The sequence below is a fragment of the Streptomyces violascens genome (assembly GCF_014649955.1).
GTDB lineage: Bacteria > Actinomycetota > Actinomycetes > Streptomycetales > Streptomycetaceae > Streptomyces > Streptomyces violascens.
The window spans coordinates 80,640-94,976 of the sequence record NZ_BMUA01000019.1 but is presented as its reverse complement, the minus strand read 5'-3'; the positions used below and the strand labels follow the sequence as shown (position 1 = coordinate 94,976).

13 protein-coding genes are annotated in these 14,337 nt (G+C 71.7%); 8 read left to right on the top strand and 5 right to left on the bottom strand.

The genetic code is table 11. From position 1 onward, the window contains the following. Positions 1 to 234 precede the first annotated feature (234 nt). Genes IE206_RS29795 through snpA form a run of 3 tightly spaced genes read right to left on the bottom strand, consistent with a single transcriptional unit; the run spans position 235 to position 1,417 of the window. A complete protein-coding gene (locus tag IE206_RS29795; RefSeq protein WP_189967483.1) occupies positions 235 to 453 on the bottom strand; it encodes a hypothetical protein in 219 nt (72 codons plus the stop codon). 20 nt (positions 454 to 473) lie between these two features. After that, positions 474 to 746 carry a hypothetical protein gene (locus tag IE206_RS29790; protein WP_308433960.1) on the bottom strand — a complete coding sequence of 91 codons (273 nt, stop codon included), beginning with the start codon at positions 744 to 746 and terminating at the stop codon, positions 474 to 476. 20 nt (positions 747 to 766) lie between these two features. Next, on the bottom strand, positions 767 to 1,417 hold the full coding sequence (snpA, locus tag IE206_RS29785; protein WP_189967481.1) for a snapalysin: 651 nt from the start codon (positions 1,415 to 1,417) through the stop codon (positions 767 to 769). Positions 1,418 to 1,645: 228 nt separating this feature from the next. Here snpA and IE206_RS29780 point away from each other — a divergent pair, with 228 nt between their 5' ends. From IE206_RS29780 to IE206_RS29765, 4 genes are all read left to right on the top strand, one after another. Then, positions 1,646 to 2,593, top strand: coding sequence for a LysR family transcriptional regulator (locus tag IE206_RS29780; RefSeq protein WP_189967479.1), 948 nt, complete (start codon positions 1,646 to 1,648; stop codon positions 2,591 to 2,593). 183 nt (positions 2,594 to 2,776) lie between these two features. Continuing rightward, positions 2,777 to 4,264: an APC family permease gene (locus IE206_RS29775; RefSeq protein ID WP_189967477.1), complete on the top strand. Its 1,488-nt coding sequence runs from the start codon at positions 2,777 to 2,779 to the stop codon at positions 4,262 to 4,264. Positions 4,265 to 4,278: 14 nt separating this feature from the next. Next, positions 4,279 to 5,247, top strand: coding sequence for a hypothetical protein (locus tag IE206_RS29770; RefSeq protein WP_189967475.1), 969 nt, complete (start codon positions 4,279 to 4,281; stop codon positions 5,245 to 5,247). A gap of 312 nt (positions 5,248 to 5,559) precedes the next feature. Continuing rightward, positions 5,560 to 7,086, top strand: a complete 1,527-nt coding sequence (locus tag IE206_RS29765) for a VWA domain-containing protein (protein WP_189967473.1) — start codon at positions 5,560 to 5,562, stop codon at positions 7,084 to 7,086. 3 nt (positions 7,087 to 7,089) lie between these two features. On the opposite strand, the gene IE206_RS29760 is transcribed toward IE206_RS29765, so the two are convergent. Together IE206_RS29760 and IE206_RS29755 are read right to left on the bottom strand one after the other, a co-directional pair. Then, complete coding sequence (locus tag IE206_RS29760; protein ID WP_189967471.1) at positions 7,090 to 8,214, bottom strand: sensor histidine kinase; 1,125 nt, start codon at positions 8,212 to 8,214, stop codon at positions 7,090 to 7,092. A 13-nt stretch (positions 8,215 to 8,227) separates the two neighbouring features. Beyond that, positions 8,228 to 8,881 (bottom strand): response regulator transcription factor, encoded by a 654-nt coding sequence (locus IE206_RS29755; protein WP_189967590.1) that lies wholly within the window; start codon positions 8,879 to 8,881, stop codon positions 8,228 to 8,230. 155 nt (positions 8,882 to 9,036) lie between these two features. On the opposite strand from IE206_RS29755, the gene metG reads away from it, so the two are divergent. The 4 genes from metG to IE206_RS29735 all read left to right on the top strand — a co-directional run bounded on the left by metG (position 9,037) and on the right by IE206_RS29735 (position 14,320). Beyond that, positions 9,037 to 10,617: a methionine--tRNA ligase gene (gene metG / locus IE206_RS29750; protein WP_189967468.1), complete on the top strand. Its 1,581-nt coding sequence runs from the start codon at positions 9,037 to 9,039 to the stop codon at positions 10,615 to 10,617. Positions 10,618 to 10,854: 237 nt separating this feature from the next. Then, positions 10,855 to 11,532 carry a helix-turn-helix transcriptional regulator gene (locus IE206_RS29745; RefSeq protein ID WP_189967466.1) on the top strand — a complete coding sequence of 226 codons (678 nt, stop codon included), beginning with the start codon at positions 10,855 to 10,857 and terminating at the stop codon, positions 11,530 to 11,532. Between the two features lie 92 nt (positions 11,533 to 11,624). After that, entirely contained in the window at positions 11,625 to 12,332 is a 708-nt protein-coding gene (locus IE206_RS29740; RefSeq protein WP_189967465.1) for a Pvc16 family protein, read from the top strand. Continuing rightward, complete coding sequence (locus IE206_RS29735) at positions 12,329 to 14,320, top strand: ATP-binding protein (protein WP_189967463.1); 1,992 nt, start codon at positions 12,329 to 12,331, stop codon at positions 14,318 to 14,320. Before IE206_RS29740 ends, IE206_RS29735 begins: the two co-directional genes overlap by 4 nt. Positions 14,321 to 14,337: the final 17 nt, after the last annotated feature.

Below are 14,337 nucleotides of genomic sequence, written 5' to 3'. Positions count from 1 at the left end.
TCAAGGGCCAGGGGGGACCCCCATGACGGGCTGAAGATGCTCGGTGCCGGCCAGCCCCGATGCTGTTGAGGGGCGCGGGGAACTGCGCGAGCAATCACGCACGGTCCGCAGTCGAACCACTCCCCCCGGAGGGTTTCGGGAAGGGGTGGGGCGGGGGCTCCCGGGGTCCGGGGCGGAGCCCCGGCGCACCCCGCCGAACCGCACCCCGTCCCCCAAGCCCCGCGGGGCAACCGTTCAGAAGAGCGGCAACTGGCCCGGGAACGGGGGGAGTTCGAAGCCGTCCAGGGTTTGTTGGGTCGCGTCCGCGGGGGCCCGGCGCTTGGAGCCGGGGCAGAGTGTCAGCTCGCCGGACCACTCCCGCGTACGGGGATCGTGGCGCACGAACTTGCCCGCCACCACGGCAACGGCACGGCCGCAGGACGGGCAAGATCGGCGGGGAGAGACGCTGGGCATCCCCCCATGCTGCCAGAGGCCTACGCGGCCGGCTTGACCGCCGAGGCGAACCCGTTGCGCCACAGGCTGTTCACCCGGGACTTCTCCGTGCTGTTCGGGAACGGGGGGAGTTCGAAGCCGTCCAGGGTTTGTTGGGTCGCGTCCGCGGGGGCCCGGCGCTTGGAGCCGGGGCAGAGTGTCAGCTCGCCGGACCACTCCCGCGTGCGGGGATCGTGGCGCACGAACTTGCCCGCCACCACGGCAACGGCACGGCCGCAGGACGGGCAAGATCGGCGGGGAGAGACGCTGGGCATCCCCCCATGCTGCCAGAGGCCTACGCGGCCGGCTTGACCGCCGAGGCGAGCCCGTTGCGCCACAGGCTGTTCACCCGGGACTTCTCCGTGCTGTTCGGGTACGCGTTGCGGCACGACGTGCCGGGCCCACCGCCGGACATGAGCTCACTGCACGGCCCCGAGTAGTGGTCGGGAAGCCCGAGCACGTGCCCGGTCTCGTGCGCGACGACCCGCACCGAGTAGTACTGCTGGTTCTGGCTGTAGTCCAGGAAGATGTAGCCGTTGCCGTGCCCGTCGGTCGAGGCGTACGAACCGTTCTGGGGGTCGTCGCCCTCGTAGTACTGGAAGTCCGCGCCGGAGTTGCTCTGCGCGAGCCGGACGTTCTGGACGGAGGAGTTCCAGATCTGCGCGGCCTGCGATATCTGGGAGGTGAAGCTGGGGGCGTTGGCGGTGCTGTAGTACACGGTGACCGAGGCGGCCAGCGGGTTGGCGGCGCGCTTCTTGGCGACCGACTTCATGACCGCGTCGTAGAACGCCTGGTCGTTGGCGGCGGAGTGCTTGCCCGCGGCGGTGTAGTGCGCGGCCGAGGCAGGGGCGGACGAGGGGGTGGCGGCGGTCGCGGGGATCGCGCCGAAGCCCGCGAGGGCCAGACCCAGCGCGGCGGTCACGGCAAACGTGCGGGGGTGTCTCATGGGGGGTTACCAATCCGTCGGGGATCCGCGCCCGGCTGGGTGGGCCGGCCGCGGGTGGGGATTCTGCTGATCGGTGCCCGGGTGACGCACTGTGGCGCCGCCCCGGTGATTGGTGATTGTGGAGGCCACAGCGGCGTACGGGAATGATGCCGATCTGCGATAACTCCCGCGTATCAGTGGGGTTTTGGACATCTGGTGCGATCACTTAGTACGCCCTAACCTCAGCCCATGGAGCTGGAGGTGAGACATCTGCGGGTGCTGTGCGCCATCGCCGACGCCGGCAGTCTGCACGGCGCCGCGCGGGCGCTCGGCACGAGCCAGCCCGCCCTGACGACCCAACTGAAGCGCATCGAGAACACGTTGGGCGGTCGGCTCTTCTCGCGCGAGCGAACCGGCTGTGTGCCCACGGTTCTGGGCCGGGGTGTGGTCGGCCGGGCCCGTCCGCTGCTCGCCTCGCTGAGCGCGCTGGTCGCCGACACCCGGGCCGCGGCCGCCCGCGCCGCCGAAGGCGACCGGCTGCGCATCGGCTCCACCGCGAGCCGCGCGATCCCCGGCTGGCTGCGCCGCCTGCGGGAGCGGCTTCCCGGCACGGAGACGGAACTCCAGGTGGCGGTTTCGGCCACCGCTTTGCTCCGCCAAGTCGCGGCGGGCGAGCTGGACGTGGCGTTCGTCCACGAAGTGGAGGGCTGCCCGCTGCGGATCCCGCCGGGACTCGACATCCGTACGCTCGTGGAGCGCGAGCCCCAGTTCGTGTGCCTGGCGGTCGACCACCCGGCGGCACACAAGACCCTCGTGGACCTGGCCGACCTGGCCGCCGACCAGTGGATGGTCGACCCCAGCGTGGACGGCGAATGGGAGGGCCTGCGCCGCGTCCTCAACGCGGCGGGCCTCAACCCCCGGGTCCTGCACGGCGACTACCTGACGGCGGCGGGCCTGGTCGCCACGGGCGAGGTCGTCACCCTGTGCCAGCCCACCTCCCGCCCCCGCTCCGACATGGCCGTACGCCCCCTGCGGGACGACCCGCTGGGAGTACGGCTGCTCCTGGCGGTCCGCAGCGGGGCGTACGGAGGTGAACTGGCCGGGGTGGGAACGGATTTGGAGTCCGCGTACTGGGAGGCCGCCTCCCACTCACCCGCGTACCGGGCATGGCTGGAGGAGCGGGGCCGACAGTCATGAACGTCAGGGCGTCCGCCCGGCGGACGTCCGCTCCCCGGCCGTGATGGCCGTGGGGCCCGCGCCGGCGACTACGATGCGGTCGACTTCGGGTTGCTGGAGTACTGCAAAGCCAGTTGACGTACTGCAAAGCCCGGAGTTTTTGACATACCGCCATATGTCGCGCCGTCAAAGGATGTTCGGTCCATGAGCAGCAGCACCGGTGGCAGAGGGCTTCAGCCCAATGTTCTGTCCACGTTCGACACCGTTGTCATGGCGGTCGCGGGCAGCGCGCCCGCCTATTCGCTCGCCGCCACCACCTCCGTGCTCGTGGGTGCGGTCGGGCTCGCCAGTCCGGCTGCGCTGCTCTACTGCGCGATCCCCATGCTCGGCATCGTGCTCGCCTTCGGGCGGCTCGGGCGGATCGATGTCAACGCGGGAGCCGCCTACTCCTGGGTCGGGCGCACCCTGCATCCCTTTCTCGGGTTCATCAGCGGGTGGGCCCTCGTCGTCGCCGCCACCCTGTTCATGGTGGCCGGCTCCCTGCCCGCCGGGCAGATGACCCTGGGCCTCTTCGATCCCGCCCTCGCGCGCAACACCGCTCTCGCCACCGCTACGGGTGCCGGGTGGTTCTTGTTGATGCTGGGGGTGGTGCTGGGGGGTGCCCGGCTGTCGGCCAAGGCCCAACTCGTCATCTCCGGCGTCGAGTTGGTGATTCTCGGCGGGTTCTCCGTCGGGGCGCTCGTTCGGGTCGGCGAGGGCGGCGGGGTCGTTCCGTTCGACTGGGGGTGGCTCGGGTTCGGGCACTTCGACGGGGTGTCCGGGTTCGCCGCGGGCACCCTGATCGCCGCGTTCTACTACTGGGGCTGGGACGTCACCAGCAACCTCAGCGAGGAGACCCGCGACAGCCGCCGCACCGCCGGGCTCGCGGCCCTGGTCGGGGTCGGCATCGTCTTCGCGCTGTTCGTCGCCTTCACCGTCGCCGTGAACGTGCTGCTCACCAGCGGCGAGATCGAGGCCGGGCAGTCCAACGTGCTCGCCCTGCTCGGCGAACACATCTGGCCCGGCGTCGGCGGCAGGCTCATGGTGCTCGCCGCGGTCCTCTCCACCATCGCCACCCTGGAGACCACCCTCATCCAGGTCACCCGCTCCCTGTTCGCGATGGGCCGCGACCGGACGATGCCGGGCGGGCTCGGCTCCGTACACCGGCGGTGGAACACGCCCTGGGTGGCCATCGTGGTGGTCGGCACGGTGGCGCTGCTGCTGTTCGTCGCCTCCAACGCGCTCGGCTCCGTGCAGGACATCATGTCCGACGCGCTCGCCGCGATCGGCCTCCAGACCACCCTGTACTACGGCCTCGCCGGCCTCGCGGCGGTCGTCGCCTACCGCCGGACGCTCACCGAATCCGTCAGCTCCTTCCTGCTCGGCGGGGCCTGGCCGCTGCTCGGCTCGGTCTTCATGTTCTGCGTGTTCGGCGCGTCTCTGACCCGGCTGAGCGGCGCCGCCGTCGCGATCGGCATCGGCAGCCTGCTCGCGGGGCTCGTCCCCATGCTCTGGTACTGGCGGCGGGGCAGCGCGTACTACCGTCCCGCCCGACTGGACGCGGCCCGTTCATTCGAAGTGGGTACCGGGTTCCCCAACTCCCGGACAAAGGCACCCAGGTACGTCCAGGCTGGGCATCCCACCGACTTCTGAGAGGCGGTACGCGCATGGCAGCACTGCGCCGCCGGGCCTACCGGAAGGCGGCCATACGCTTCGACGCCGACCTGGGCGACCGCGCGCTCACCGCCGCCCGGCACGACATCGTCATCGGTCGCTGGCAGGGCGTACGCGATCTGCTGCGGGCCACCGGCGACGACTGGGCGCTGCGGACGCACCGGATCCGGGCGCTCGCCAACGCCGCCGCCGGGTCGACCGTCGTCGAGGCCTGGCGGGCCGCCGAACCCGACAGCCCGGACGCGGCGGTGCTGCGGGCGGCCACCGAGGTGACCCGCGTCTTCAACGGCGCCATCGCGGCCGGGCGCGGCGCCGGGACCGACCGCGACCGCATCGACGTCGCCGTCATGGCCTGCCTCGGCGCGGCCGACGCCCGGCCCGCCGACCCGACCCCCTGGGCCTCGCTGCTCACCGTGGTGCGGCTGTACGAGGGCGGGGTCGCGCGGCGTGAACTGCGCGGTTGGTGGGACGAGTTGCGGCGGCGCGACCCGTACCACTTCGAAGGGCACGTCCAGATGCTGCGGTACTTCTCCGCGCGCTGGCACGGGACGCACGGCTCGATGTACGACTTCGCCCGGGACGCGGCGGGGGCGGCTCCGGCCGGGTCTCCGCTTCCTGTGCTGGTGCAGATCGCCCGGGTGGAGGAGTTCCGGTACGTCTCCGATGCGGCGAAGGGGCGGCCTGTCCGGGGGTTCGGGCAGCACTGGAACCACGAGCTTGCCGTGACCGAGCTTCGGCGTACGTATGACCGCTGGCTCGGGGGGCGGCCCCCGGGGCCCATCCACGCCTCCGAAGCGGCCGAGCTCAACTACCTCGCCCATGCTGCGTGTTGTGCGGGGCTCACGCGTGAGGGGGCGGCGTTGGTGGGGTTGCTGGGGGAGCGGGTTGCGTTGGTGCCCTGGGTCTATACGGGGGATCCGGCTTCTCAGATCGTCCGCTGGCGCGGGCAGGGTGGGGCTTGAGAGCCGGGGGCTCGCGTTTCGGGTGCGCCCGGTGGGGTGAGGGGGCTCGCATTTCGGGTGCGGGCCCGGTGGGGGCTGGTCGCGCGGTTCCCCGCGCCCCTGTAGGGCGCCCGGCGCCGACTCGGGCGTCCGTGTGGTGGAGCCTTGCAACGTCACGGGACCGCTCCCCTCGGGGACGCGGAACCGGCCCCTTCCGGGAAACCGTCCTCCGGGTCGCTAACCTTACGTGTCCGTGCTGGCCAGGGATCTGATCCCGGAACTGTGGCGCAGCACGGTACTTATCGCACCCAACTCATGCGAAAGGCCTCGCCCATGGGCATTCGGAGCTTGCTGCGCAAGGTGTTCGGACGCGATCGCGCGGAGCGCGCCGAGCCGACGGCGGCTTCCGTACCGCCCCAGGCCGAACGCACCCCGGAGGCCGTCGAGGCACCGGTCACCACCGACGCTGCCGCGCCTTCCATTCCCGCCCCGGCGGAAGAAGTCGTCCTGTCCTCGGCGGAGGAACTCGTCGCCGCCGCCTTCGACGGGCCTCGCCCGCCTGCGTCCTCGTCCGACTCCGACTCAGACCCCGAGTCCGAGTCCGGCTCCGACACGGGGGCTGAGTCCGACTCTGGGTCCGCGTCCGGGTCCGCGTCCGACACTGCCGGTTCCCCCAGTTCCTCGAACGCCGTCGTCGAGCTGCCTCAGCCCCGTACGGAGGCGAAGCCCGAGCCGGTGGCTGAGACTCGGCCGGTCATCGAGCCCGTGCCGGTCGAGGAGCCGGAGGCCGGCGCCCCCGAGCCCGAGCCCGTACAGGCGGAAGCCGAGCCCGTTTCGGTCGAGCCCTCTTCGGTGGAGGCGGAGGCCCACGTTGCCCCCATCGCCGAGCCGGAGCCCGACCCCGAGCCCACGCCGGAGCCCGTACAGGCGGAGCCTGTCATCGAGCCCGAGCCCGCGAAGGCGGAGGCGGAGGCAGAGGCAGAGGCAGAGCCCGCTCAGGCCGAAGCCGAGCCCATTCCGGCCGAGCCCGTCGCCGAGCCCGAGCCCGCGAAGGCCGAGGCCGCGCCCCAGCCCGTTCAAGCCGAAGCCGAGCCGGACCCCGAGCCCGTACAGCCGGAAGCCGAGCCCGAGCCCGCCCACGCCGAAGCCGGAGCCGAACTGGAGCCGGAGCCCGCCCAGGATCCTGCCCCCAAGCCCGCCCTCTCCCCCGCCAAGGTCAGGTCCCGGGCTCCCGGGCTCTCCGGGGCCTACAAGGCTGCCGGGGCCGCGCTCAAGAAGGCCGGGATCAGCGGTGCCCGCGCCAAGGTGTACCTCGTGCTCGACCGGTCCGGGTCCATGCGGCCCTACTACAAGGACGGCAGCGCGCAGGGGCTCGCCGAGCAGGTGCTCGCGCTCGCCGCGCACCTCGACGAGGACGCCACCGTGCACACCGTGTTCTTCTCGACCGATGTCGACGGGGTCGTCGACCTCACCCTCGACTCCTACGAAAGCCTCGTCGACACGACCCACGCCGCGCTCGGGCGGCTCGGGCGGACCAGTTATCACCGGGGTGTCGAGGAGGTCGTCGAGCACGTCGAGAAGGCGGGGTACGAGGGGCCCGTGCTCGTCGTGTTCCAGACCGACGGCGCCCCCGACGCCAAGCTCCCCGCCCGCCAGGCCCTCGCCGACGTCGCCGACAAGCCCCTCTACTGGCAGTTCGTCGCCTTCGGTGAGGATGACTCCAAGGCGTTCGATTTTCTGCGCAGTGCGGAGGGAGAGCACGAGCACGTCGGGTTCTTCCACGCCGGGCCCGCTCCCCGTGAGCTCAGCGACGCCGAGGTCTACCAGGGGCTGCTGAGCTCGTTCCGCCCCCAGCCCTGACCCCTAGGGCCTGTCCGGCGGGCCGGGTGCCCTGGGGAGGGAGACCGTTACGGTCAGGCCGCCCTCGGTGCCCGGCTCCGCCGTGGCCGTCCCCCCGTGCGCCAGCGCGATCGAGCGCACGATGGACAGGCCCAGGCCCGCCCCCGGGCCCATCCGGTCGCGGCCCTCGCCCCGCCGGAAGGGCTCGAACAGGGCCGGGATCTCGTCCTCGGCGACCGCCGGGCCGGTGGGGTTGGCCACCACCAGACGGCCGCCGTACACCGTGACCTCCACCGCCCCGCCCGGTTCGTTGTAGGTGACCGCGTTGGCGAGGAGGTTCGCGGTCAGGCGGGCGAGCAGCGCCCGGTTGCCCCGCACCACAGCGGGCGCCGCATCGACCTCGACCGTGTCGTAGCGCGCCGCCTCCTCCCGTACGACCTCCGCGAGGTCCACCTCCTCGCGCTCTTCCAGGCCCCGCTCGCTGCGGGCCAGCATCAAAAGCCCCTCGATGAGCTGCTCGCTGCGGCGGTTGTTGTCGAGCAGGGTGCTGCGGGTGCGCTCGATGTCGTCGGGGCCCGGCTCGCCGTCGAGGCCGATCTGGATCGCGGCGCGCTGGGTGGCGAGCGGGGTGCGCAGTTCGTGCGAGGCGTTGGCGATGAAGCGGCGCTGGCTGTCGAAGGCGGCTTCGAGACGGCCGAGGAGGTCGTCGATCGTGTCGCCGAGTTCCTTCAGCTCGTCGTCCGGTCCGGCTGCTCCGACCCTCTCGTGCAGGTTGCTCGCGGTCAGCTTGCGGGCCCGTGCCGTCATGACGTGTACGGGACGAAGCAGTCGGCCCGCCGTCCACCAGCCCACCACGACCGCGAGCAGTGCGATCGCGACCAGCGCGAGGGTGGACCACAGGGCGGTCTGGCTGGACGCGGCGTCGCTGACGTCGGAGGTGACCCGGTAGACGGTCAGCGGTTCGAGGGGCACGGCCTGGCCCTTGTAGGCGGGCGCCCCGGGGACATGGAGGGTGGTCGCTCTGGTCGCGATCGCGGTCGCCTCTTCCTGGGTGCCGGCCCGCGAGAGCAGGTTCACGACGGCGAGCAGCGCCGCGCCGAGCACCAGGAAGACGCCGCCGAAGATCAGCGCTATACGGGTCCTGATCACCGGGCCCGGCCCCTCACAGTGCGTACCCCACGCCCTGGACGGTACGGATCAGCGCGGGCTCGCCGAGCTTTCCGCGCAGCTTGCTCATCGCGACGCGTACCGCGCCCGTGAACGGGTCCGCGTTGGCGTCCCACGCGCGCTCCAGGAGCTCCTCGGCCGAGACGGTCGCGCCGTCCGCCTCCAGGAGGATCTGGAGCACCGCGAACTCCTTGGGCGAGAGGTCGAGCTCCTGGCCGTCGCGGTGGGCGGTGCGCCGCACGGTGTCCAGGCGCAGCCCGTGCCGCTCCAGGACCGGCGGCACCGGACGGGCGCTGCGCCGCCTGAGCGCGCGGACCCGCGAGACCAGCTCGGGGAACTCGAAGGGCTTGCCCAGATAGTCGTCCGCGCCGAGGTCGAGGCCCTGGACCCGGTCCTCCATGGACGCGGACGCGGTCAGCATCAGGATGCGGGTACGGGAGGCGTCCGCGACCAGGCGTCGCGCCACCTCGTCGCCGTGCACGCGCGGCAGGTCCCGGTCCAGCACCACCACGTCGTAGTCGTGAAGGCCCAGGTACGCGAGGGCCGCGTCCCCGCTGTAGACCGTGTCCACGGCGAAGCCGGCCCGCCGCAGTCCGGTGGCGACGAGCTCGGCGAGGACCTCCTCGTCCTCGGCGACCAGTACCCGCATGTTCTCGTCCTTCGTGCGCACGTGCCCCCTTCCGTCCCAGGATGCGTCCTTGCTACGGCAACGGGTGTTTCGCAAACCTCTCCGCGCCCTCGCAGACGTCCGCCATCCGGACATCCCGGGCGGGCACGGTGACGCCGGCCGATAGGATTCCGCGCATGCCTTCGCCGACGTACTACGTTTCGACGCCCATCTACTACGTCAACGATGCCCCGCACCTGGGCCACGCCTACACCACCGTCGCCGGTGACGTGCTCACCCGCTGGCACCGCCAGCGCGGCGAGAAGGTCTGGTACCTGACGGGCACGGACGAGCACGGCCAGAAGATCATGCGTACGGCCGAGGCGAACGGCGTCACGCCCCAGGAGTGGTGCGACAAGCTCGTCGGCGAGGCGTGGCAGCCCCTGTGGGAGCACCTGAACATCAAGAACGACGACTTCATCCGCACCACCCAGAAGCGGCACACCGACCGGGTGCAGGAGTTCGTCCAGGACCTGTACGACAAGGGCGAGATCTACAAGGGCGGCTACGAGGGCCCGTACTGCGTGGGCTGCGAGGAGTACAAGCTCCCCGGCGACCTGATCAAGGCCGAGGACGGCAGCGAGCTGTGCGCCATCCACAAGAAGCCGGTGGAGCTCCTCAAGGAGGAGAACTACTTCTTCAAGCTGAGCGAGTACGGTCCGAAGCTCCTTGAGTTCTACGAGGCGAATCCGGGCTTCATCCAGCCCGAGTCGGCCCGCAACGAGGTGCTCAACTTCGTGCGCAAGGGCCTCCAGGACCTGTCCATCTCGCGGTCGACCTTCGACTGGGGCGTGCCGGTGCCGTGGGACACCGAGCACGTCATCTACGTGTGGGTGGACGCGCTGCTCAACTACGCGACGGCCGTCGGGTACGGCGCCGACCAGGCCCGGTTCGAGGAGATCTTCCCGGCCGACGTGCACCTCGTGGGCAAGGACATCCTGCGCTTCCACGCGATCATCTGGCCCGCGATGCTGATGGCCAACGGGCTGCCCGTGCCGGGGAAGGTCGCGGCCAACGGCTGGCTGATGGTCGGCGGCGAGAAGATGTCGAAGTCGAACCTGACCGGCATCAAGCCGCAGGACCTGACCGCGCACTTCGGCGTCGACGCCTACCGCTGGTACTTCCTGCGGGCCATCGCCTTCGGCCAGGACGGCTCGTTCTCCTGGGAGGACTTCACCGCCCGCTACACCTCCGAACTCGCCAACGACTACGGCAACTTGGCGTCCCGGGTGGCCGCCATGGTCGGCAAGTACTTCGGCGGCGAGCTGCCCGCGGCGATCGCCGACGGCGACGCCGAGAAGGCCGTCCAGGACGGTCTGGCCAACGCCGTCACCGAGGCCGACCGGCGCATCGGCGACGAACTCGACTTCCAGGGCGGCATCCTGGCCGTCTTCGACTTCGTCAAGCAGGTCAACGGCTACCTCACGGAGCAGGAGCCGTGGAAGGTCGCCAAGGACGAGACGCCCGAGGGCAGGGCCCGCCTCGCGACGATCCTGTACACCGCGGCCGAATCCCTGCGCGGTGTCGCCGTCCTGCTCAACTCCGTGATGCCGGACACCTCGCAGCAGCTGTGGGACTCGCTCGGCGCGGAGGCTCCGCTCGGCTCGCTCGCCGAGCAGCGCGTCCAGGACGCCGGCACGTGGGGCCTGCTGCCCGCCGGCGCGAAGGTCACCAAGGGTGCGGTGCTCTTCCCGCGCCTGGAGGAGAAGCCCGCGTAAGGGAGTTGTCGTCCGTACGTCGATGTACGTACGGTGCGGGGCCCGGGGTCTGGTGATCCCGGGCCCCGCACCCCTTTCCCGATCCTTTCCCGATCCTCTCCCGACCTCTTTTCCTGACGACTTCGACCGCTCGTGGCCGGATTGGTGGCTCATTCAACGGTTGTTGATTCGCTGTTGATCGGGCCCGACCAGAGTGGGCCGGTCGATACGCAACGGGGAGAGGGAAAGGACAGGGAAATGCCATTGCTCGCGAATCGTGTCACGGTGACCGTTCACGCCTCCGATCCGCTGAGCCGGGCCGGGGTCATCAGCCACCTGCAGCACCAGCCCACCGTCGAAGTCCTGCGCGACACCCGGGAGACCCGCGAGACGGACGGCCGTCAGGCCGACCCCGCGGTCGCCGTCATGCTCGTCGACCAGGTCGACGACTCGGCCTCCGCCGAGCTGCGCCGCGTCGTGCGCGGCGGCGAGCAGCGCGTCGTACTCATAGCCCGCGAACTGCGCGAGCCCGATCTGCTGACCGTGGTCGAGTACGGGGTGCGCGCCATCCTGTGGCGCCATCAGGCCACCGAACAGCGCCTGTTGAAGGCCGTGCACAGCGCGGCGCGCGGCGAGGGCGAGCTGCCGCCCGACCTGATCAGCAGACTCCTCGTGCAGGTCGGCCGCCTTCGCCGCTCGGAGACCACGTCCGCGTCGGCCGGGTCCTCCTCGACCGCGCCGCTCTTCGGCATGGCACCGCGCGAGGTGGACGTCCTGCGCCTGGTCGCCGAGGGCCTCGACACCCGGCAGATCTCCGAGAAGCTCGCCTACTCGGAACGCACTGTCAAGAACATCCTGCACGCCCTCATGACCCGCCTCCAGCTCACCAACCGCGCGCATGCGGTGGCGTATGCGCTGCGGGAGGGTTACATCTAGCCGACCCGGGTCCACCTGTCGGCCCCATCGGCTCAACAGCCGTCGGTGCAAGCGGACTTCGACGGCATCCGACACCTCGGGAAATTGGCTCAATGATCCACGAAATCGACGAGGCGCTGCGGCGCATTCTGCGCGGCGGGGCGCTGCCCGAGGGAACGGGGGACGTCGTCTTCGAGGCGCCCACCCGCGACTGGGCGGCCCGGCGCAACACCCCCACCCTGAACGCCTACCTGTACGACATCCGCGAGGACGTGGCCCGCCGCGAGCGCGGTTCGTACGCGGAACGGGACGCCAACGGCATCGTCCTGCGCCGCCGCCAGCCGCCCCGCTGGTACCGCCTCTCCTACCTCCTGACCGCGTGGACCAGCCGTCCCGAGGACGAACACCGCCTATTGTCCGGCGCGTTGGCGTGTCTGCTGCCGCACGAGATGCTGCCGGAGGAATACGTTCCGCGGGCGCTCGACGCGTACAACGTGTCCCTGCCGCTGACGGTCGGGGTGCCCCCGGCCGAGTCGCGCTCGCTGGCCGACATCTGGTCGGCGCTCGGCGGTGAGCTGAAGCCGTCGCTCGACGTGGTGATCACGACGCCGTTCCCGGTCACGCCGGTGTACGACGTGGCGCCGCCGGTCACGGAGGGCGTGATCACGGTGCGCGGCCGGGACGGCGTGCCGGACGACGCGAAGCCGCGGATCATGCGGGGCTCACGGGGCGGAGGCGTGCTGGACGCCGGCACGCGGGACGGCGGCGCGTCGAACCGTGGGGCGCGCAAGGGCACCTCGCAGGACGGCGGCGCCCGGTGAACGTGGCCGCTCGTGCCCTGCTGCTCCGGCTCGACCATCTGCGGACCACGGTCGCGGCACTGGTCGCGGCCCGTTCCGCCGATGACCCGACCGCCCAGGACCCGCTGCGTGGCCTGTACGTCTCGGCCGAGACGGCGGCCCGACTGGCCGGCGCGGATGGGGTCGCACCCCTTGAACTCCCCTCTCCTGACAGTGAGTTCATACCGGCGCCCGGCGACCGGCTCACCGCACTCGCGCGGAACTTCGGGCTCGGCCCGGTCGACGAGCTGCTGCTCGTCGCGGCGCTCGCCCCCGATGTGGACCGGCGCTTCGAGCCGCTGTACGGCTACCTCAACGACGACGTGGGCCGCCGCCGGGCCTCGGTGGCGCTCGCCCTGGAACTCGCCGGGACCGGACCGTACGACCCCGACGCGCGCGGCCGGCTCCACCCGTCGGCGCCGCTGATCACGGGCGGCCTTGTGGTTCTGGAGGACGAGGACCGGCCGCTGCCGGGGCGCGCGCTGCGGGTCCCGGAGCGGGTGGTGGCGCACCTCCTGGGGGATGACACCCTGGACGGTCAACTCCTGGCTGCGCGTGTCGAGTTGCTCCCGCCGGGCGGGAGTGCCCCGGACGAAGGGCTCGCGGCGCGGATCGCGCTCGCGCCGAGCCCGGTCGCCGTCCATCTGCGCGAGCGCAGGGCGGGAAGCGGGGCGGACGCGGTGACGGCGGCCCTGCGCGGCGCCGGGCGGGCCGTGCTGCGCCACCACCCCGAGGCCACCGACCGGGCCGCGGCCCGCGCACTGCTGCGCGAGGCGAGGCTGCGCGGGTCGGGCACGGCGATCGTGGTCGAGCTTCCGGATTCCGAACCGGGCGCACTGGTGCGGGAGCTGGCGATACCGGACGTGACCGTGGTGTTCGCCGGGACCGACCCGTACGATCCCACGTGGGCGCCCGGCGCGGCACTTCTCGCCCTGGAGGACACGTCCGCCGAGACCGACCCGCTGACGGCCTGGACCGAGGAACTCCCCTCGTACGACGGCGACTTGGCGGAGGCGGTCGGGCCCTACCGCCTTGGCGCGGGGCAGGTGCGGCGGGCCGCGCGGGGGGCGCTGGCCTTGGCGGGGTTCGAAGGGGTGCCGGTGGGGCTCGGGCACGTGCAGAAGAGCGCCCGGCAGCTCTCGGCTCCGCTGCTCGACCGGCATGCGCGCCGGGTGCGGCCCGCCGTGGGGTTCGCGGACCTGGTCCTGCCCGAGGAGCCGCTCGCGATGCTGCACGAGCTCGCGGGACGCGCCAGGCACCGGGACCGGGTACTCGGGGAGTGGCGGCTGCGGACGGGCGGCGGGCGCGGACGGGGCGTGGTCGCGCTGTTCGCGGGCGACTCCGGCACGGGCAAGACGCTGGCGGCGGAGGTCGTGGCGGGCGAGCTGGGCCTGGACATGTACGTGGTGGACCTCTCCTCGGTGGTCGACAAATACGTCGGCGAGACCGAGAAGAACCTGGAAAAGATCTTCGTCGAGGCGGACCGTACCGACTCGGTGCTGCTCTTCGACGAGGCGGACGCGGTGTTCGGCAAGCGGTCGGAGGTGAAGAGCTCGCACGACCGGTACGCGAACCTGGAGAGTGCGTATCTGTTGCAGCGGCTCGAGGCGTTCGACGGGATCGCGGTGCTGACCACGAATCTGCGGGCGAACATCGACGAGGCGTTCACGCGACGGCTCGACCTGGTGGTCGACTTCCCCTTCCCGGATGTCGCGCTGCGCGCGGCGCTGTGGCGGAGCTGCCTGGCGGGGGTGCCGCAGGAAGAGGGCCTGGCGGCCGAACTCGACGCGTGCGCGAAGGAGTTCGAGCTCGCCGGGGGTGCGATTCGCTCCGCGGCGGTGACGGCGGGGTATCTCGCGGCGGGGCGGGGTTCTCCGGTGACCTCGGAGGATGTCCGTGCCGGGGCGCGGCGGGAGTACGTGAAGTCCGGGCGACTTGTGCCGGGCACGGGCATGGCCTGGGCCCCGTAGCCCCCTGGGGGCGGGGG